We start from the raw sequence: 19,831 nt of genomic DNA on the forward strand, positions 1-19,831 counted from the left end.
TCTTATGAAAAAAATCCTGGGTGTTGCCGTGGGGTCTTCCTTGGCGAAACGCGTGCCGCGTCCTACAGGTACTCGACGTTACCGTCGATGCTGATCGCTTGGCCGGTCACGTTGCGTGCGGCGGGCGAACAGAGAAACAAGGCCATGGCCGCGACGTCTTCGGCGGTGACCATGCGTTTGAGAGAAATCTTGTTGAGGTATTCCTGGCGCATTTCGGCTTCGGGCACGCCGACTTGTTCAGCGCGGGCGCGGATCACGCCGTCCATGCGCGGGCCTTCGACGATGCCGGGCAGCAAGGCATTCACGCGGATGTCGCTCTCGCCGAGCTCCGAGGCCAGGGACTTCATCAGGCCGACGATGGCCCACTTGGTCGCCGCATAGGGCGTGCGCCACGCGTAGCCCAACCGCCCTGCCACCGAGGCGATATGCAGCAAATGGCCGTGGGACGATTCTTTAAGCATCGGCACCGCGTGGTGGGCGAAGCGATATTGCGCCGTGAGGTTGATGTTGATCGTGGCTTGCCACTCGGCGTCGCTGATCGCATCGATGCCGCCAGTTGGCCCGGCGATGCCTGCGTTGTTGACCAGCACATCGAGGCCCCCGAAATGCTCGCGCTGCACCTTGAACACCGCCTCGATCTGCGCGGCATCGCTGACGTCGGCCCGAGTGGCGACGGTGCCCGGGTATTTGTCGCGAAACGCGGCCAGGGCCGGCTCGCTCACATCACACACATGCACCTGGGCGCCGGCTTCCAGATACGCCGCCGCCAACACTTCACCAATGCCGGCCGCCCCGCCGGAAATCAACACACGTAACCCAGGATAGGGCTGCAGCCGCTGTAGGACACTCATGCACGTTTACCTCCTGAAGCAGACGACCGCGTACGGTCGTTCTTGACGAGCAGGCGCGCCAGGGAATCGGCGGCCTGCATGATGTCATCGGTCACCGCCGCGCGTGCGCCGGCGCCATCGCGGGCGGCCAGGGCTTCGACGATACGCGTGTGCGCCTCCATCGAGCGTTGCAGGTGAGCTTTATCGGGGGCGACCAAGGCGAAGCACGGGCCCATGTGCAGCCAGAAGTTTTCTACGGCGGCCATGGTCAATTCGGCCTGGGCGACGGCGTAGATACGCCGGTGGAAGGCGAAGTTGGTCCACAGGTAGCGCGACACGTCGACTTCATCGGCGGCGTGCTGCATCTGCTGGCACAGGTCGGCAATTTCGTCGAGATCGGCTTTTTGCAGGAGCAACACGGCCTTTTCCGCCAGCAACCCTTCGAGGGCAACCCGCGCGTCACGAATTTCACGCAGGCGTTCGACCGTCATCATTCGCACACGCAAACGGGAAGTTTCAGTGACTTCAAAAGCGTTTTCGGCGCTGAGGCGTTGCAGGGCTTCACGCACTGGCATGGGGCTGGAGCCGAGGGCTTCGGCGAGGCCACGGATGGTGAGTTTCTGGCCAGGCTGGAAACGGCCACTCATCAGCGCTTCGCGGATCTGGCGGTAGACCTGGTCTTGCAGGGTATCGCGGGACACCTGACGCAGGGTGGGCAGGAGGAGCGGACCATCTGACATGATTCAAAACCTGTGTTGTCGTTCTTATGGCCTCAATATGTGATCACAAATCAAATATGTCAAATAGTTTCCCGATTCGATTTCGCGCGGGCAATTAGGCGAGCGAATTGGAAGCACGGGCATGCCTCACGGCGACCGTTGGTGATGTGAGGGGGCTTGCATGCGTTGCCAGGGAGGCGCGCAGGTAGGGTTGTGTACACAGAACCTGCAGGAGCCGGCTTGCCGACGATAGCGTTTTCAAGATCGCCATTGCCGGCAAGCCGGCTCCTACGATTGGAGTTTCGCTCAAGGTTTGAGCGGGCGCTCCTGATCCCGTTCCGAAAGCTCCGTGCCGTCGTCCGGATGTTTCCAGGTTTGCGGTTTTTCTTCCTCGTGCCGCTGTCCTGGCTGCGCACGCTCCGGTTCATCCCGCTGCTTGTGTTCGTTAGCCATTGCCATCTCCCATCCGTAAGAATTGGTCACCTGCTCAGCATAGAACAGTGCAGGCATTTTGGTCGGGCTTGAAGATTGATAACCAAAACACATCAATACATCCAAATTTTTCACTTATCATTTCTAAATGTGTCAGCCACTATCCTCGGTCTTAAGCGAAACAAGCACTTTAAAAAGAACGCTGGAGACACAAAACCATGAATAGCCCTACTCGGCCTGCCTCTGCCCGCTCGAAAGTTGGTGCGGTTTTCCGCGTTACTTCCGGCAACTTCCTCGAACAGTTCGACTTCTTCCTGTTCGGTTTCTACGCCACCTACATCGCTGCCGCGTTCTTCCCCGCCGCTAATGAGTTTGCGTCATTAATGATGACCTTCGCCGTGTTCGGCGCAGGCTTCCTGATGCGGCCATTGGGTGCGGTGATCCTGGGTGCTTATATTGATGACGTCGGTCGCCGCAAAGGGTTGATCGTGACACTGTCGATCATGGCCAGCGGCACGTTGCTGATCGTGCTGGTGCCCGGTTATCACACCATTGGCTTGTGGGCACCGTTGCTGGTGCTGCTGGGCCGCCTGTTGCAAGGCTTCTCGGCCGGTGCGGAACTGGGCGGTGTGTCGGTGTACCTGGCTGAAATGGCCACACCGGGCCGCAAAGGCTTCTACACCAGCTGGCAATCGGGCAGCCAACAGATCTCCATCGTGGTCGCCGCTGCGCTGGGCTATGGCCTGAACGTGTGGATGGAACCGGCCGTTGTCGCCGATTGGGGCTGGCGCATTCCGTTTGCCGTCGGTTGCGTGATCATTCCGTTTATCTTTGTGCTGCGTCGCAACCTGCAGGAAACCGAAGAGTTCGCCAACCGCAAGCATCGCCCGACCATGCGCGAAGTCATGGCGACCCTGATGAAAAACTGGACCATGGTCATTGGCGGCATGTTGATGGTGGCCATGACCACCACCGCTTTTTACTTGATCACCGTGTACGCGCCGACCTTCGGCAAGACCGTGCTGCAATTGAGTACCTCCGACGCTCTGCTGGTGACCTTGCTGGTGGCCGTGTCGAACTTTGTATGGCTGCCGATTGGCGGCACCCTAAGCGACCGCTTTGGGCGTAAACCGGTACTGGTCGCCATGACCGCGCTGACAGTTCTCACTGCCTATCCAGCGTTGTCCTACGTGGTGAACGCGCCGAGCTTCGCCCATATGCTGGAAACCCTGCTGTGGTTCTCCTTCCTCTATGGCATGTACAACGGCGCGATGATCCCGGCCCTGACTGAAATCATGCCGGTGGAAGTGCGCGTGGCAGGCTTCTCCCTGGCCTATAGCCTGGCGACCGCTGTGTTCGGTGGGTTCACCCCGGCGATCTCCACCTGGTTCATCCACATTACTGAAGACAAGGCCTCGCCGGCCTACTGGATGATGTTTGCCGCGCTGTGCGCCCTGTGCTCAACCCTGGCGTTGTACCGCCGGGCCAACAGCCGTGGGCAGGTCATGCAGGAAGCGGTGTGATGAAGGCCGCTCTCAAAACGCTGACCGCGCTGATCCTCGGCGCCCTGGCGCTGACGACTCAGGCCGAAGAGCTCAAGGTGATGACCTCCGGCGGCTTCACTGCTGCCTATAAACTGCTCGGACCGCAATATACCAAGCGCAGCGGCGACACCCTCGACACGATCCTCGGCCCGTCGATGGGCAAGGCGCCGGAAGCGATTCCCAACCGCCTGGCCCGTGGCGAACACGCGGACGTAGTGATCATGGTCGGCTACGCACTGGATGACCTGATCAAACAGGGCAAGGTCGACAAGGCTTCTCGCGTGGAACTGGCCGATTCGCGGATCGGCCTGGTGGTGAAGGAAGGCTCGGCCAAACCCGCAATCGGTACCGACGCCGAGTTGAAGGCCGTGCTGCTCAAGGCCAAGTCCGTGGCGTATTCGGACAGCGCCAGCGGTGTGTATGTCGAGAAGGAGTTGTTCAAGAAACTCGGCATGCCGGCCAAGGGCACCATGATCGAACGCATCCCGGTGGCCGAGCAGGTCGCCAAGGGTGATTACGAAGTGGGCCTGCAGCAGGTGGCGGAATTATTGCCGGTACCGGGCGTGACGTATGTCGGCAAGATCCCGGAAGACGTGCAGTCGGTGACGCGTTTTGCGGCGGGCATCCCCGTTAACGCCGAACACCCGGCCGAAGCCAAGGCGCTGCTGCAATTCCTCGCCTCGCCCAAGGCGCAACCGGTGGTGCAATCCACCGGGCTGGACTCGGTGTCACGCTGACCGAAACGGCATCTCCCGCACCAATCGCTCCAACTCCAGCGCCGCCGGCGGCAACGTCCGCCCGCGGCGCTTGATCAACCCTACGTTGCGCATCACCTGCGGCTCCACCAGCGGCACACTCACCAGAATCGGGTGTTCAGAAGCCGGCATGGCAATCGACGGCACCATCGCCACCCCCAACCCCGCCTCCACCAACCCGATCATCGTGGTCACGTGGTGCGTCTCGCAAATGCTCGGTTTTTTCACCCGAACCCCGCGCAGGGCCTGGTCCAGGAGGAAGCGGTTGCCCGAGGTCTTGTCCACCTCGATGTAATCATGCTCGTAGGCCTCGGTCCAGGTCACGCTGTCGCGCCCGGCCAACGGGTGATCACGCCGACAGGCCAGCACATAACGCTCTTGCAACAGCAGCTCGAACTCCACCTCATCGGCCAGGCTGCCGCTGAAACTCACGCCGAAATCCGCCTCGCCACTTTCCACCGCATTGCACACCTCCCCCGCACTGGCATCCAGCACGCGCAGGCGAATCTTCGGATACAGCTTGTGGAATTCGGAGATCACATGGGGCATGAAGTAGTACGCGGTGGACGGCACGCAGGCGATGGTGACGTTGCCCATGCGCGTCGACGCGACGTTGCTGATACCCATCAGGGCGACGTCGAGGTCATCGAGCATGCGCTCGACCTGCGGCAAGAAGGCGCGGCCGACCATGGTCAGGCTGACTCGCCGCGTGGTGCGTTCAAACAGCTTCACATCCAGCGCGGATTCAAGCTTCTCGATGCGTCGGCTGAGGGCCGGCTGCGAGATGCGAATGGCCTCGGCGGCGCCACGGAAACTGCCCTTGTCTACCACGGCACGGAAGGCCTGGAGGTCGTTGAGGTCGAAGTTGATGATCACGGGGGCCGCCAGTGTGGTCGATTTAGGGGGCATTATCGTACGAGCGGTAATCGGAAGCTATGCAAGAGCGTCGCCAGAAAATGGCAGTTGAGGACTGGCGGGTTTCCGAGAGCACCGTCAGATTCTTCTGGTTTTTTCTGGGGTAAAGACACGGTTGCCCTAGTTACCTAGAATCCGGCGTTCGACTCTATGACTAAGGACCCAGCCATGGCCGAACCTATTGTAAAAAGTACACCTCTGACCTGGTACGTGGAAAACCTCGCAGCATTCACCAGTATTGCCACCCTGGTCGCCATTGTGTGGCTGCTGTGTTTCATCTACCGACGCTCCGGGTCGCTGTTGTTTCTGCGCGATTGGATATGGCGTTTTTTTGGTGGCAAGCCTCATTTCGAAACCAAACGTTTTGAGCGGATGCGCAAAGACCTGCGAGAACTGGAGTACTACCGCTACGAATTCAACATCCCTGCAAACACCTTGCATGAAGCGGATCTGGCCGAAGAGTGGGTGTACGACAACGGGTTCACTCCACGCGAATTTGGCCGCGTGAAGCGCTACGTAGACTGGAGCGACTTCACCACCTTGCGCTTCATTACCCGAAGGTTTGCGCAATGGCGCATCAACTGCTTTTTCTTTCTCGCCATTGTGCTTCTGGCGGGCGTGACGATTGCCGTTCCGCTGATTGAATCCAAGTATCTGATGGTGTCCCTGAAAAACTCTCCGGACGCCCCCTCGTTTTATCTATCAGAAGATAACGTGAAGTTCGGCATCTGGTCTGACAGCGTCCTCAAGGTAGAACACTGTCGCTCATCCGAGTCGCTTAAACCTTTCCTTCTCCCGGGACTACCGGAAGAGAAACTCGACATTATTTGCTCGTTTTTCCTCGACAAGAACTACAGCAAATACGTAAGCGAAGGCCTGAGCGAACAACGCGGGCTATTGTTTTCGCTGGTACTCGTGTCGATGGCAGGGATGATTTATCTGGTGATCCTGATTGCGCGAATGGAAGTCGGCCGCAGGCTCTATAAACAATGGCTGACCAACCAGGGACGGCCGCTGTAGTCGCCCGAGATAAAACACCAGAAACGAAAAAGCCCCGTAGCTTGTTCAGCGACAGGGCTTTTTTTATGTAATGGCGGAGAGGTAGTCCGCCCACTGGACTCCTAAATTTTCCGAACAGGTCCGCCACACCTAGATAATATTGGGCCACATTAGACGCAAGTAACTGGCGTTTTTTTCGAACTTTGAACCGGCCTTGAGTTTGGTAATTGTGGTCATACTTAAACACCTTGTTCGGTAGGGTTGTGGAATGGCTCGGCTCAGTACCGGCGAGGTTTCGCGGACCCCGCGGATGAAATCGTCGAGGCTTTTTTTGCCCGAGCCTCTTGACCTTGAGCGTGTCAATTTGAGGGCAAACAGCCATAAATGCTGACACTGTGTATTGCCCATCACACCCGGGCCTGACAGACCGAAGGCTTTTGAGTCCTTACGTGCCAAGTGACGTGCGCCCACGCCAGGAATCGCCCCGTACGGTAGGCCGACAGCACGTTGGCCGGCATATACGCCAGGGGTGCCCCAGTATCCGGATCGTTCAGGGTAAACATGAGAATCGAGCGTGGTAGTCCTTTGTCTCGATTGGCTATGTTCGAGCCATACCACTTCACGCCCGCGGTGCAGAAACTTCCGCCCAGTAGGCGGGCATTGCCATTAACCGACGATCCGCCGCGGGTTTGGGCATGCTCGGGAACGGTGAACTCTCGGGAAAGGTCACCATCGCGCCGTGCGAGTCGTTGTTAGGGCCGGCCATTCGGTAATCGCCTGATGCAGGAGACCGAACATTTCCTCCATGGTATCGACACAAGCACGCATATCGGTCACGCCGGCGCGGATCATGTCCTGCTCAGAAAGATAAATAAAATCGATCTTCGTATTGTTCGTCATGGTTATCTCGACGTAACAGAGGGTCGCCGGCAGCTTCGATTGCCAAGATGCCGCGTCAAGGCTTGATTTTTTTCAGCTCGCCAAGCAGCGCCAGCAGCTGCTGCATGTTGTCCTCACCGAACTGTCGCTGTATCTCCTGGTAGCCGCGCTCCATGCCGTCACTCATAGAGAGAAAGCAGTGATGCCCCTGCACCGTAAGACTGAGGAAAATACGCCGCTGATCTTCGGTAGATTTGCGCCGCGTCACTAAACCATCGCGCTCAAGACGCTTTAACACACCACTCATGCTGGGCTTGAGGATGCACGCCTGATTGGCCAATTGGTGGCTTTCCAGCTCACCCTGCTGACGCAATATACGGATCACCCGCCATTGTTGCTCAGTCAGATCATGCTCGTTGAGCCCTGGACGGAAAAAGGCCATTGCGGCCTCGCGTGCCTGGAGCAATGTGAGGGTCAGAGAAGGTCTGGGATTGGCCATTTCATGTGCGCGCAGTGGAAGAACCGCCAGATTAAGGTCGACAGCCCGCAGGTGCAACCGGTGCACGATAAGTCTTGCGGGGAACCGTAGATCCAACCGCGTGAGATGTTGCAGGAAGGCTTTGCTTTTTTGTCATATCGATAATATGTTAACGACACAAAGAAGCCCGCATAGCTCCTGCTAACGATCCCAATAAAAATAACAAGGAATCACCCTCATGCGCGTCAGCACCCGCAGTGCTTTGGCCTCATTGAGCCTGTGCACAACAGCCTTTCCGCTCCACGCCCTTGCCGACTTGATCCAAGACAGCAAAGCCACGCTTGAAACACGCAACTACTATTTCAACCGCGACTATCGTCAGGCGAATGCTCCACAGAGCCAAGCCACCGAATGGGCTCAAGGCCTGGTACTGCGTTTCGAGTCTGGCTTTACCGACGGGACGCTGGGGTTCGGCCTGGATGCGTTGGGCCAAGTGGGCCTGAAGCTCGATTCAAGCCCGGACCACCATGGCACCGGCCTGCTGCCCTACGGCGATAGCGGCAGGGCTCCCGACAGCTATAGCGAGCTGGGGGTGACCGGAAAAGTGCGTTACTCGCAGACAGTCATGAAAATCGGCACCTTGCAACCGCAACTGCCGGTGGCAGCGTTCAATGACACCCGCCTGCTGCCGTCAACCTACAGCGGCGAACTCATTACCTCCAAAGAGTTCGACGGTTTGACCTTGAATCTGGGCCGTCTGGAACAACAAAACCTGCGCGACTCCAGCAGCAACGACTCGATGAGTTACGCAGGCGTTGACACACGCTATCTGGACCTCGCCGGCGGCGCCTACGCGGTGACTCCCAACCTCACCGCGAGCTACTACCATGCGCGCATGAAGGAAATCTACAGCCAGGATTTCGTCGGTTTCACCCACGAATTGCCGCTGGGCGCCGGGATCAGCCTGCGCTCGGACCTGCGTTACTTCGTCACCCATGAAGACGGCGAACACCGCCTGCGCTCCGCTGCGCGCGTGGATGGCGGGCGGATCAACAATCGTTTTTTCAATGGCATGGAAAGCTTGAGCATCGGCGGTCATCGATTCGGTGTGGGCTATCAGAACCTGTCGGGCCAGGGAGACTTTGCCTACCCAGGCCTCGATCCCTATTCAGTCAATCTGGTGACCATCAACGTCTTCACCAAAGCCGAAACCGACGCCTGGCAGCTACGTTATGACTACAACTTTGCCGCTATGGGTCTGCCGGGGCTGACCTTCATGACCCGGTACGTGAGCGGGTCACACATCGAGACCAACCGAGTCAGCGGCGGAACTGAGCGGGAGCGGGATACCGACTTGAGCTACGTGGTACAGAGCGGAACGTTCAAAAACCTGAACGTGCGCCTGCGTAATGCAACGTTGCGCTCCGGTAGCGGCCTGACAACTGACATCAACGAAACCCGGCTGATCGTGGGCTACAACCTGCCACTGTTCTAAGGCCGCGCCACCTGATGGAAAGTGCAATCGATACATCGTAAAGCGCATGTTCGCGCCAAGCAAAATCCATCAGCATGGGTCTCTCTTTCTTCAGCCGCGCCCTGCGCGGTTTTTTTCGCCGCTGATCGGATGAAGACGGAACAGACCTATGCTAGCGCTAGCGCAAACCAGACTGACGCTGCCGATACTCCCCCGGAGTCATCTGTGCGTAGCGCTGGAAAAAACGACTGAAGTAAGCAGGGTCTTTAAAGCCCAGCTGAAAGCAGATTTCGTTTGCCGAGCCCCGTGTAAACAGCAGCAAGCGCTTGGCCTCCTGCATCACCCGCTCAAGCACCAACCGCTTGGAGGGCAAGTCCGCGATACGTCGGCACACATCATTCAGCCTTGCCTCTGTGACCCCCATGGCCTGCGCATAACGCCCCAGTGCCCAATGCTCGAGGTAGTGGGCTTCGATCAGCTCATTGAAGCGATGGAAAATCTGCATATCCTCATGCCGAGCGGGCGTTGCCTCCAAAGAGTTCGCGCACAGGCGCAACAGGCTGAGCATGATCAGGCGCGTAAGGCTCAACAGCGCCGCGCTTTGGCCCGCCGTCGTGGCGCTCATCTCGACGCGCAACTCGTCGAACAAAAACGCCAGTCGCCGCGCCTCGCCTTGATACTCCGGTGCAAGACGATCAAGTGCGACGCACGCCGCCGCCAATTGCGGGCACGGTGCCAGACCTGGATCACTCTCAATCAATTGCCAAACCAGTTGTTGACGCACAGTCAGCACATGCCCGTCGCTATCGGCTTCTGTGACAAACGAGTGCGGGATCGTCGGCGGCGTCAAGAAGAACATCGGGCCCGACTCCAGGTACTGCTGATCGTCCAAGTACACGCGAACCGCACCGCTTTTCACATAGTGCACCTGGAAAAACCGATCGTGCCGATGGACAGGCATATTGCGACCAAAAAAGCCGGCGAGGTTGCCAAGCTTGTCGTAATGCACCTCGCTGTCGCTGTAGCGCTGGTCATAGACCTGCCCGATGTTGATGTTCGGGATCGGGATCGGGATCGGGATCGGGATCGGGATCGGGTGACGATCGTTCATCTGTACTCACTCATTATTTTTGTCGGTGTGGCCTGCAACGCCGTCCATGTTGCGCCTGCAAAGAGACTTTCGCCACAGGGACAGGCCTTGACGATTGTTAACATATTAATTATAACGTTAACACATTAACAATTAAGGCGGAGCCACCCGTGCCCCGCCACTGCCAGGAGAAAAGCATGAGCCGTGCATTGCTTGACACTGCGACCGGCACCCTGTTCGGTGTTGCGCTGAACTACCAGGGTTTGGTCGATCAGCACCTCGCTCAATTTCACGAAGCGCCGTACAAGCAGCCGCCTGTCAAACCGGTGTTGTTTATCAAGACCCCCAACACGCGTAATGGTCATGATCAGGCAGTAACGTACCCTGCGGGCGTCAAACACCTGCAGCCTGGTCCGGCACTGGGTGTGGTGATCGGGAAAAATGCAAGCCGCGTCAGTGAAGCACAGGCGCTGGATTACGTTGCCGGTTACACAATCATCAATGAGTTCAGCCTGCCGGAAGACAGTTACTACCGTCCCGCGGTCAAGGCCAAATGCCGTGACGGTTTCTGCGCGATCGGTCCTGAATTGATTCCCCGCGACCAAGTAAAAAACCCGCACGCCCTGAGCCTGAAATTGTTGGTCAATGGCGAACTGCGCCAGGAAAACTCGACCGCAAACTTCGTGCGCAGCATCCCGCAGTTGATCGCTGAAATCAGTGAATTCATGACCCTGTACGCCGGTGACGTGTTAATCACGGGCACACCGGAAGGCCGAGTCGATGTACTGCCGGGTGATCATGTCGAAGTCCAGATCAGCGGGCTGGGTCGCCTGATCAATCACATCGTCGCCGAGCAGGAGGCATCTGTATGAGACACGCACGTATCCGCTTTGAAGGCGACATTCATTTCGCGACGGTCGAGGGTGAGGACAATGTACTCCACCTCGCAGACGGTCGACGCATACAAGCCAGCGACGCCGAATGGCTGCCGCCCGCCACCGGCAGCATGTTCGCCCTAGGTTTGAACTATGCCGACCATGCTGCGGAACTGGCCTTCGCCCCGCCCACAGAACCGCTCGCCTTTGTTAAATCCGTGGGCACCTACACCGGCCATGACCAGATCACGTGGCGCCCGGACAACGTTGCGTATATGCACTACGAGTGCGAATTGGTTGCCGTGATCGGTAAACCTGCGCGCAACGTCAAGCGCGAAGATGCGCTGGATTACCTGGCCGGCTACACCGTGTGCAATGACTACGCGATACGCGATTACCTGGAAAACTACTACCGCCCGAACCTGCGCGTGAAAAACCGCGACGCAACCACTCCCGTTGGCCCCTGGATCGTTGATGTCGCTGACGTACCCGACGCCTCAAACTTGAAACTTCGCACCTGGATCAACGGTGAACTGCGCCAGGAAGGCAGCACCAAGGACATGATCTTCGACATCCCTTACTTGATCGAGTACCTGTCCAGCTTCATGACGCTGCAACCGGGCGACATGATCGCCACCGGCACCCCGGAAGGGCTTGCCGACGTTGTCCCTGGCGATGAAGTTATCGTGGAAGTAGAAGGCGTGGGCCGCCTGGTCAACCGAATTGTCAGCGAAGCGGAATTCTTCAACCACCAAATTCTCAAGAATAAGAAGCTCGCTGAGCAAGAGGCGTAAACACCATGATCAAGCATTGGATTAACGGCCGCGAAGTTGAAAGCAAAGATGTTTTCATCAACTACAACCCGGCGACTGGCGAAGCTATTGGTGAGGTTGCCAGCGGCGGTGCCGAAGAAGTCGCGCAAGCCGTCGCAGCCGCCAAGGAAGCATTCCCAAAGTGGGCAAATACCCCGGCAGCGCAACGCGCCAAGCTGATGCGCAAACTGGGCGAGTTGATTGAGCAGAACGTTCCGCACCTGGCAGAGCTGGAAACGCTGGACACAGGGTTGCCGATCCATCAGACCAAGAATGTGTTGATCCCACGCGCCTCCCACAACTTCGATTTCTTCGCTGAAGTGTGCACACGGATGGACGGTCATACCTACCCGGTCGATGACCAGATGCTCAACTACACCCTCTACCAGCCGGTCGGAGTGTGCGGTCTGGTGTCGCCGTGGAACGTGCCGTTCATGACCGCGACCTGGAAGACGGCCCCTTGCCTGGCGCTGGGCAATACTGCCGTACTGAAAATGTCCGAGCTGTCACCGCTGACCGCCAACGAACTGGGGCGCCTAGCAGTCGAGGCCGGTATTCCCAATGGCGTACTCAACATTATTCAGGGCTACGGCGCCACTGCCGGCGACGCACTGGTCCGTCATCCGGACGTGCGCGCCATCTCCTTCACCGGCGGTACCGCCACCGGCAAGAAGATCATGCAAACCGCCGGCCTGAAGAAGTATTCGATGGAGTTGGGTGGCAAATCCCCCGTGGTGATCTTCGAAGACGCCGATCTGGAACGCGCACTGGACGCGGCGTTGTTCACCATCTTCTCGTTGAACGGTGAACGCTGCACCGCCGGCAGCCGGGTTTTCATTCAGGAAAGCGTGTATCCCGCGTTCGTGGCCGAATTCGCAGCACGGGCCAAACGCCTGATCGTCGGTGACCCGCAAGATCCGAAAACCCAAGTGGGCTCGATGATCACCCAGGCCCACTACGACAAGGTCACCGGGTACATCAAAATCGGTCTGGAAGAAGGCGCCACGCTGCTTGCAGGTGGCCTTGAACGCCCGGCGAACCTGCCTGCGCATCTGGCCAAGGGTCAGTTCATTCAGCCCACCGTTTTCGCTGATGTGAACAACAAAATGCGCATCGCCCAGGAAGAAATTTTTGGTCCGGTGGTTTGCCTGATTCCCTTCAAGGACGAAGCCGAAGCCCTGCAACTAGCGAACGACACCGAATACGGTTTGGCCTCCTACATCTGGACGCAGGACATCGGCAAAGCCCATCGCCTGGCACGCGGGATCGAGGCCGGCATGGTCTTCATCAACAGCCAGAACGTGCGTGATCTGCGTCAACCTTTCGGTGGCGTGAAAGGCTCCGGCACAGGCCGTGAAGGCGGTCAATACAGCTTCGAAGTTTTTGCAGAGATCAAGAACGTCTGCATCTCGATGGGCAACCACCACATCCCGCGCTGGGGCGTGTAACCGAACCTCCTTGCGCGCTTGGCTTCGCACACATGCAGAGAAGTCCAGCACGCAACAACCCAACAACAAGAAAGGAGCCTCATCATGGGCAAGCTGGCATTAGCCGCCAAGATCACGCACGTTCCTTCCATGTACCTCTCTGAGCTGCCCGGCCCACGCCACGGTTTTCGCCAGGCGGCCATCGACGGCCACTATGAAATCGCCCGCCGCTGCCGCGAGCTGGGGGTCGATACGATCGTGGTATTCGACACACACTGGTTGGTCAACGCCAATTATCACGTCCTGTGCGGCCCGCATTTCAAGGGCGTGTACACCAGCAATGAACTGCCGCACTTTATTAGCAACATGGAATATGAGTTCCCCGGCAACACGGAGCTGGGCCTCTTGCTCGCTGAAGTGTGCAACCGTTTCCAGGTCGAGACTATGGCGCACCACGCCACCACCCTAGGCCCGGAATACGGCACGCTGGTGCCGATGCGTTACATGAACAAGGACCAGGACTTCAAGGTGATCTCGGTTTCTGCACTGTGCACCTCGCACTTCCTGGGCGACAGCGCACGTCTGGGTTGGGCTATGCGCAAGGCGGTTGAAGATCACTACGACGGCACTGTGGCCTTCCTGGCCAGCGGTTCGCTGTCACACCGTTTTGCCCAGAATGGCCAGGCGCCCGACTTCGCCACCAAAGTCTGGAGCCCGTTCCTGGAAACCCTCGACCACCGCGTGGTTAACATGTGGGAGAACGGCGAGTGGGCCGAATTCTGCGGCATGCTTCCTGAATACGCCTCTAAAGGCCACGGCGAAGGCTTCATGCATGACACAGCTATGCTCCTCGGTGCGCTGGGCTGGAGCGACTATGACGGTAAGGCCGAAGTACTGACGCCCTACTTCGGGTCTTCCGGTACCGGACAAATCAATGCGGTGTTTCCGGTCACTCCGCAGGACGGCGCCAACATTCCCCCGGCTCAAGCGGCCAACCCAAGCGCCGTCCTGTCCACCAGCCGACTTTAAGTTGGGTCAACACAGAGCTGGAATGCGTGCCGCACAGCGTGGTGACGGCGCGCCACTTGAGCACAACACAGGAGACACAACATGCCGCACCTCGTGCTGCTTTACACCCCGGAGCTTGAACAAGAGACGGACATTTCTGCGCTCTGCCGCGCCTTGGCAAACACCATGCTTGAACAGCGCGACGACAGTGGCAAGGCCATTTTCCCAACCGGAGGTATCCGTGTGCTGGCATACCCCGCCGCTCACAGCGCCGTCGCTGACGGCGAAGGCGACTACGGTTTTTTCTACGCCAACCTGCGCATGGGGGCCGGCCGTAGCCAGGCCGTGCACCAGTCGGTAGGCGATAGTCTGCTGGCGGTGCTGCGCGCGCACCTAGACGCAATCCTCAAGCGGCGCCCCCTGGGCATCACCTTGCAAATTGACGAAAGCACAGCGCAAGTCTACGACGCCAAACACAGCAGCCTGCACCCCTTGTTCAACAAATCAGTCTGAGCGCGGCCAATCACGATTGCACAGCCGCCCTCCTCCACGTGCCTATCTCATATAAAAAGAAGTACAAAATCATGAGCACAGCCAATACCGCAACTGACACCTTGCGCACCACGCAGGACACCACTCACAGCACCGTGACCTGGCGGTTGATGCCGCTGCTGTTGATCTGCTATTTGTTTGCCCACCTGGACCGCATCAACATTGGCTTTGCCAAGATACAGATGAGTGCCGACCTGCACTTCAGCAATACCGTGTACGGTTTTGGCGCCGGCCTTTTTTTTGTCGCCTATGCCTTGTTCGGTGTGCCCAGCAACCTGGCTCTGGACCGTTTCGGGCCCCGCCGTTGGATCGCCTCTTTAATGGTGGTTTGGGGCATCTTGTCCGCCAGCATGCTCTTCGTGGACGACGCCATCGAATTCTACGTGCTGCGTTTTTTGCTCGGGGTGGCAGAAGCAGGGTTTTTCCCGGGCATTCTGGTGTTTCTCAATCGCTGGTACCCGGCGCGCCGGCGCGCCCAGGTAACCGCCCTGTTTGCGATTGCCGTTCCAATGGCAGGGGTCATCGGCGGGCCATTGTCTGGTGGCATCCTTGAAGCCTTCCAAGACCTTGGCGGCCTGCGAGGTTGGCAGTGGATGTTTCTTATAGAAGGCGCGCCGGTGGTCCTACTGGGCCTTGTCGTACTCAAATGCCTGCCGGACACTTTTGAAGGTGTGAGCTGGCTGACAGACGCGCAAAAAACACAACTGCGTCAGCAACTGCACAGCGAAGAACAACGCAAAGCCATTACGTCCTTCTCCGGAATCCTAAGAGACTCACAAGTCTGGGTGCTAGTGGCGGTTTATTTCGCTGTCATGTTGGCCGTGAATACCCTGGCGTTCTGGATGCCGTCCCTGATCCACGGTGCCGGTATCGGCAGCGATGGAAAGGTCGGCCTGCTAAGTGCCGTGCCTTACCTGGCAGGCTGTTTTTTCATGATTGCCTGCGGACGTTCTTCGGACCGTAACCGCGAGCGGCGCTGGCATTTATTGGTGCCGCTGCTGATGTCGGCCACTGGCATTGCCATCGCCGGTCTGCTTCCACAAAACCTGATGTTGGTGATGATTGGTTTGATCATCGCAGGCATGGGGGCCAGCGCCGCCCTGCCCATGTTCTGGCAGTTGCCTCCCGCGTTTTTATCCAACTCGACGCAAGCTGCAGGCATTGCCCTGATCAGTTCTTTCGGGAGCATCGCGTCGTTCCTGGCCCCGTACTTGATCGGCTGGATGCGCGACAACACGCAAAGCGCAAGTCTTGCCCTTTATGTACTCGCAGCATTTATCGCATTAGGCGCAGTGCTGGTGCTACGCACTCAGGCCGCCATCGTCAATCCACAGTAAGAGACCCTGACCATGCTCCATTCCAGCGTGATACAGCAAGCCGCCGCACAACTGGACCAGGCAGAACGCTCTGGTAAACAAGTGCGCCAGTTTTCACTGGACCATCCCGACATCACCATTGAAGACGCCTATGCCATTCAACGGGCCTGGGTGGCGCAAAAAATCAAGGATGGCCGCAAGCTCGTCGGTCACAAAATCGGCCTGACCTCGCGCGCCATGCAAGTCTCCTCGAACATCACCGAGCCTGATTACGGCGCGTTGCTGGACGATATGTTTTTTGATGAAGGGACGGACATCCCGTTCAGCCGCTTTATCGTGCCGCGGGTTGAAGTCGAGCTGGCCTTTATCCTCGGCAAGCCGTTAAAAGGCCCGAACTGCACAATTTTCGATGTGCTGGAAGCGACCGAATGGGTCATCCCCGCCCTTGAAATCATCGATGCACGCATTCAGCAAATCGATCCGGAGACCAAGGCCACCCGAAAAGTCTTCGATACCATTTCCGACAACGCGGCCAACGCCGGAGTGGTCATGGGCGGGCGCGCCGTGCGCCCGACTGAAATCGACCTGCGCAAAGTGCCCGCCGTGCTGTATCGCAATGGCGTGATCGAGGAGTCCGGCGTGTCCGCCGCGGTGCTCAACCACCCGGCCAAAGGCGTTGCCTGGCTTGCAAACAAGCTAGCTCCGTATGACGTCACGCTGCAACCCGGTCAAATCATTCTTGGGGGGTCCTTTACGCGCCCAGTGGCCGCAAGTCCGGGCGACACCTTCCATGTGGATTACGACATGCTCGGTTCCATCTCGTGCCGCTTTGTCTGACGAGGAATCTGTCATGGATATGCCTGTAAATATATTCAAGCAACGACTCTCCAGCGGCACACCGCAAATCGGTCTATGGCTGGGCCTGGCAGACGCGTATTGCGCTGAACTGGCGGCGAATGCCGGTTTTGATTGGCTGTTGATTGATGGGGAGCACGCTCCTAACGACCTGCGTGGTTTGTTAAGCCAGCTTCAAGCGGTCGCGGCCTATGCCAGCCAACCCGTCATTCGTCCGGTCATTGGCGATACGGCGCTGATCAAGCAAGTATTGGATCTTGGCGCGCAGACGCTGCTGGTGCCGATGGTTGAAACCGCCGAACAGGCTCGTCACCTAGTGCGCGCCATTCACTATCCACCCCAAGGTATTCGTGGTGTCGGCAGTGCACTGGCACGGGCGTCGCGCTGGAACAGCATTCCTGGCTACCTGGATTTGGCAAACGAGCAGATGTGCCTGCTGGTACAGATTGAAAACCGTGAAGGGCTGGCCAACCTGGACGCGATTGCTGCGGTGGAAGGCGTCGACGGGGTGTTTATCGGGCCTGCCGACCTCAGCGCCGCCATGGGCCATCGTGGCAACCCTGGGCATCCTGAGGTGCAAGCTGCCATTGAGGACGCGATTCTGCGCATTCAGCAGGCCGGTAAAGCGGCCGGCATTCTCAGCGCTGACGAAACCCTCGCCCGCCGCTATATCGAACTCGGCGCTGCCTTTGTAGCAGTCGGTGTCGACACCACCGTGCTGATGCGTGGGCTGCAAACCCTGGCCAGCAAATTTAAAGATTCCCCGGTGCCGACCAGTGCTACCGGCGGCGTGTACTGAGACAGAGAACGCAATGAAACTCGACGATCTGAAGTTGTTACGCGAACAAGGTTTTATCAACGGTCAATGGGTCGAAGCGGATGACCATGGCCGATTCAACGTGACCAACCCGGCCAATGGCGAAGTCATTGCTGAGGTCAGTTCCCTGGGACAGGCGGAAACCGCACGCGCCGTGGCGGCCGCGCATGCCGCGCTGCCCGCCTGGCGCGCGAAAACCGCCAAAGAGCGCAGTGCGGTGCTGCGTAAATGGTTCGATCTGATTCTTGCACACCAGGAAGATCTGGCACGGCTACTCAGTTGGGAACAAGGCAAGCCGTTGGCCGAGAGCCGCGGCGAGATCGTTTACGGCGCCAGCTTCATTGAGTGGTTCGCAGAGGAAGCCAAACGCGTCTACGGCGACGTCATCCCGCACGACAAACCCGGACGTCGCCTGGTGGTAATCAAACAGGCCATTGGTGTGGTCGCCGCGATTACGCCATGGAATTTCCCTAACGCCATGATCACCCGCAAGGTCGGCCCGGCATTGGCGGCAGGTTGTACTGTCGTGGTGAAACCTGCGTCAGAGACGCCACTGTCGGCCTTGGCACTGGCCGAGTTGGGCGCTCGCGCAGGGATTCCAGCGGGTGTGTTGAATATCGTACCCGGTACTCGCTCACGTGAAATCGGCGCAGAGTTGACAGGCAATCCGCTCGTGCAAAAAGTGTCGTTCACAGGCTCGACTGGCATTGGCAAACTGCTGATGGCTCAGTGCGCGGAAACCATCAAGAAAGTAAGTCTTGAACTGGGCGGCAATGCGCCGTTCATCGTATTTGAAGATGCCGATCTGGATGCAGCCGTTGAAGGTGCCATTGGGTCAAAATTCCGCAACACAGGACAAACCTGCGTCTGCACCAATCGCTTCCTGGTACAAAATAGCGTTTACGAGGCGTTCAGTGCCCGCTTGGTGTCCGCCGTCAATGCACTGAAAATCGGCGATGCCTCCACCGAGGGTGCCCAGCAAGGACCACTCATCAACAGCAAGGCAGTCGCAAAAGTCGAAGAACATATCAACGATGCACTGAGTAAAGGGGCGACCCTACTCGCAGGCGGTCATCCGCATAGCTTGGGCGGTAACTTCTTCGAGCCGACGGTGCTCGGCGACGTGACGTCTGAAATGCTCGTAGCCCGTGACGAAACCTTCGGCCCACTCGCGCCGATCTTTCGCTTTGATACTGAAGAGGAAGCCATTGCACTGGCCAACGATACCGAGTTTGGCCTGGCCTCTTACCTTTATACCCGTGACCTCGGCCGCGCATGGCGTGTCAGTGAAGCCTTGGAATACGGCATGGTGGGAGTAAACGAAGGGCTGATCTCAACCGAAGTGGCGCCGTTTGGTGGTATCAAGCAATCAGGTTTGGGTCGTGAAGGCTCCAAATATGGCATCGACGATTACATCGAACAAAAGTACATGTGTTTGAGTATCAAATAGGTGCGCACGGATTTCGGCGGATCTGAAGGTGATATTGACGTGTTGACCAGTACCCGCGGCTTGATCAAACAAGTGGAAAGGCATGTTGGAACCGGCGGGTTGCATTTCATCGATTATCAGGGCGACAGGATAGCCCCTGGTAGATGTGGGCTCAGCACTTTATCGACTTGAGTTCGGTCAGCAACCCCAAGAGAGTCTGTAACTTCTCGGCACCGAAGCGCGCCTGCAAGCGTTGGTAGTTTTGCTCCATGCGATCACTCATGGACGCAAAGCAAGCCAGACCACGCTCGGCCAGCGTCACCAACACTCGGCGCTGGTCCTGATCGGCTTTCCGCCGATGAACCAGGCCCGCTGCTTCCATACGACTCAGAACGCCCGTCATGCTGGGTTTGAGAATACACGCCAAGTCAGCCAGGCGATTGGTCTCCAACTCGCCCTGCTGACTAAGAATGCGAATGACGCGCCACTGCTGCTCGGTCAGCCCATGTTCATTGAGCGAAGGCCGGAAAAAACTCATGGCGACTTCGCGTGCTTGCAGCAGATTGAGGGTCAAGGAAGGGCGTGGTTTGGTCATGTATCACAGCCAAATAATTAGTTAATACTT

At 58.1% G+C, this 19,831-nt stretch carries 20 protein-coding genes and 1 pseudogene; 13 read left to right on the top strand and 8 right to left on the bottom strand.

Annotated elements, in window-relative coordinates; translation table 11 throughout:
* Positions 1-62 precede the first annotated feature (62 nt).
* From ACR52_RS15885 to ACR52_RS30925, 3 genes are all read right to left on the bottom strand, one after another.
* The gene (locus ACR52_RS15885; protein WP_048725919.1) at positions 63-851 is read right to left on the bottom strand and encodes an SDR family oxidoreductase; all 789 of its coding nucleotides are present in this window, start codon (positions 849-851) and stop codon (positions 63-65) included.
* Positions 848-1,570, bottom strand: a complete 723-nt coding sequence (locus tag ACR52_RS15890) for a GntR family transcriptional regulator (protein ID WP_048725923.1) — start codon at positions 1,568-1,570, stop codon at positions 848-850. Before ACR52_RS15890 ends, ACR52_RS15885 begins: the two co-directional genes overlap by 4 nt.
* Positions 1,571-1,855: 285 nt before the next feature.
* Positions 1,856-2,116, bottom strand: coding sequence for a hypothetical protein (locus tag ACR52_RS30925; protein WP_152687632.1), 261 nt, complete (start codon positions 2,114-2,116; stop codon positions 1,856-1,858).
* An 83-nt stretch (positions 2,117-2,199) separates the two neighbouring features.
* Here ACR52_RS30925 and tcuC point away from each other — a divergent pair, with 83 nt between their 5' ends.
* Together tcuC and ACR52_RS15905 are read left to right on the top strand one after the other, a co-directional pair.
* Positions 2,200-3,504, top strand: coding sequence for an MFS transporter (gene tcuC, locus ACR52_RS15900; protein ID WP_048725929.1), 1,305 nt, complete (start codon positions 2,200-2,202; stop codon positions 3,502-3,504).
* Entirely contained in the window at positions 3,504-4,262 is a 759-nt protein-coding gene (locus tag ACR52_RS15905) for a substrate-binding domain-containing protein (RefSeq protein WP_048725932.1), read from the top strand. The genes tcuC and ACR52_RS15905 overlap by 1 nt, the downstream gene beginning before the upstream one ends.
* Here the strand turns inward: ACR52_RS15905 and ACR52_RS15910 are convergent.
* On the bottom strand, positions 4,254-5,156 hold the full coding sequence (locus ACR52_RS15910; RefSeq protein ID WP_048725934.1) for a LysR family transcriptional regulator: 903 nt from the start codon (positions 5,154-5,156) through the stop codon (positions 4,254-4,256). The genes ACR52_RS15905 and ACR52_RS15910 overlap by 9 nt on opposite strands.
* A gap of 207 nt (positions 5,157-5,363) precedes the next feature.
* Between ACR52_RS15910 and ACR52_RS15915 the strand changes: the two genes are divergently transcribed.
* Positions 5,364-6,215: a DUF6216 family protein gene (locus ACR52_RS15915; protein WP_048725936.1), complete on the top strand. Its 852-nt coding sequence runs from the start codon at positions 5,364-5,366 to the stop codon at positions 6,213-6,215.
* A 264-nt stretch (positions 6,216-6,479) separates the two neighbouring features.
* Here ACR52_RS15915 and ACR52_RS15920 read toward each other — a convergent pair.
* Both ACR52_RS15920 and hpaR (ACR52_RS15925) read right to left on the bottom strand, forming a co-directional pair.
* Positions 6,480-7,094: pseudogene (locus tag ACR52_RS15920) on the bottom strand (tyramine oxidase subunit B); the annotation flags it as partial.
* A gap of 55 nt (positions 7,095-7,149) precedes the next feature.
* Complete coding sequence (gene hpaR, locus ACR52_RS15925) at positions 7,150-7,572, bottom strand: homoprotocatechuate degradation operon regulator HpaR (RefSeq protein WP_048725940.1); 423 nt, start codon at positions 7,570-7,572, stop codon at positions 7,150-7,152.
* Between the two features lie 217 nt (positions 7,573-7,789).
* On the opposite strand from hpaR (ACR52_RS15925), the gene ACR52_RS15930 reads away from it, so the two are divergent.
* Positions 7,790-9,046, top strand: a complete 1,257-nt coding sequence (locus ACR52_RS15930; RefSeq protein WP_048725943.1) for an OprD family porin — start codon at positions 7,790-7,792, stop codon at positions 9,044-9,046.
* A 157-nt stretch (positions 9,047-9,203) separates the two neighbouring features.
* Here the strand turns inward: ACR52_RS15930 and hpaA are convergent, their stop codons facing one another.
* Complete coding sequence (gene hpaA / locus ACR52_RS15935; protein ID WP_161799303.1) at positions 9,204-10,106, bottom strand: 4-hydroxyphenylacetate catabolism regulatory protein HpaA; 903 nt, start codon at positions 10,104-10,106, stop codon at positions 9,204-9,206.
* 206 nt (positions 10,107-10,312) lie between these two features.
* Here hpaA and ACR52_RS15940 point away from each other — a divergent pair, with 206 nt between their 5' ends.
* From ACR52_RS15940 to ACR52_RS15980, 9 genes are all read left to right on the top strand, one after another.
* Positions 10,313-10,987 (top strand): fumarylacetoacetate hydrolase family protein, encoded by a 675-nt coding sequence (locus ACR52_RS15940; RefSeq protein WP_048725952.1) that lies wholly within the window; start codon positions 10,313-10,315, stop codon positions 10,985-10,987.
* Positions 10,984-11,784 carry a fumarylacetoacetate hydrolase family protein gene (locus tag ACR52_RS15945; RefSeq protein ID WP_048725955.1) on the top strand — a complete coding sequence of 267 codons (801 nt, stop codon included), beginning with the start codon at positions 10,984-10,986 and terminating at the stop codon, positions 11,782-11,784. Before ACR52_RS15940 ends, ACR52_RS15945 begins: the two co-directional genes overlap by 4 nt.
* Positions 11,785-11,789: 5 nt before the next feature.
* Positions 11,790-13,250, top strand: coding sequence for a 5-carboxymethyl-2-hydroxymuconate semialdehyde dehydrogenase (hpaE, locus tag ACR52_RS15950; protein WP_048725957.1), 1,461 nt, complete (start codon positions 11,790-11,792; stop codon positions 13,248-13,250).
* A gap of 84 nt (positions 13,251-13,334) precedes the next feature.
* The gene (gene hpaD, locus ACR52_RS15955; protein WP_048725960.1) at positions 13,335-14,258 is read left to right on the top strand and encodes a 3,4-dihydroxyphenylacetate 2,3-dioxygenase; all 924 of its coding nucleotides are present in this window, start codon (positions 13,335-13,337) and stop codon (positions 14,256-14,258) included.
* Positions 14,259-14,339: 81 nt separating this feature from the next.
* Entirely contained in the window at positions 14,340-14,750 is a 411-nt protein-coding gene (locus ACR52_RS15960) for a 5-carboxymethyl-2-hydroxymuconate Delta-isomerase (RefSeq protein WP_048725963.1), read from the top strand.
* A gap of 71 nt (positions 14,751-14,821) precedes the next feature.
* On the top strand, positions 14,822-16,126 hold the full coding sequence (locus ACR52_RS15965; protein ID WP_048725966.1) for an MFS transporter: 1,305 nt from the start codon (positions 14,822-14,824) through the stop codon (positions 16,124-16,126).
* A gap of 12 nt (positions 16,127-16,138) precedes the next feature.
* Positions 16,139-16,942 carry a 2-oxo-hept-4-ene-1,7-dioate hydratase gene (hpaH, locus tag ACR52_RS15970; protein WP_048725968.1) on the top strand — a complete coding sequence of 268 codons (804 nt, stop codon included), beginning with the start codon at positions 16,139-16,141 and terminating at the stop codon, positions 16,940-16,942.
* A 13-nt stretch (positions 16,943-16,955) separates the two neighbouring features.
* On the top strand, positions 16,956-17,759 hold the full coding sequence (gene hpaI / locus ACR52_RS15975; RefSeq protein ID WP_048725972.1) for a 4-hydroxy-2-oxoheptanedioate aldolase: 804 nt from the start codon (positions 16,956-16,958) through the stop codon (positions 17,757-17,759).
* 13 nt (positions 17,760-17,772) lie between these two features.
* The gene (locus ACR52_RS15980) at positions 17,773-19,227 is read left to right on the top strand and encodes an NAD-dependent succinate-semialdehyde dehydrogenase (RefSeq protein WP_048725976.1); all 1,455 of its coding nucleotides are present in this window, start codon (positions 17,773-17,775) and stop codon (positions 19,225-19,227) included.
* 151 nt (positions 19,228-19,378) lie between these two features.
* On the opposite strand, the gene hpaR (ACR52_RS15985) is transcribed toward ACR52_RS15980, so the two are convergent.
* Positions 19,379-19,801 (bottom strand): homoprotocatechuate degradation operon regulator HpaR, encoded by a 423-nt coding sequence (hpaR, locus tag ACR52_RS15985; RefSeq protein ID WP_048725978.1) that lies wholly within the window; start codon positions 19,799-19,801, stop codon positions 19,379-19,381.
* Positions 19,802-19,831 lie beyond the last annotated feature (30 nt).

Source organism: Pseudomonas fildesensis (assembly GCF_001050345.1).
Classification (GTDB): Bacteria; Pseudomonadota; Gammaproteobacteria; order Pseudomonadales; family Pseudomonadaceae; genus Aquipseudomonas; species Aquipseudomonas fildesensis.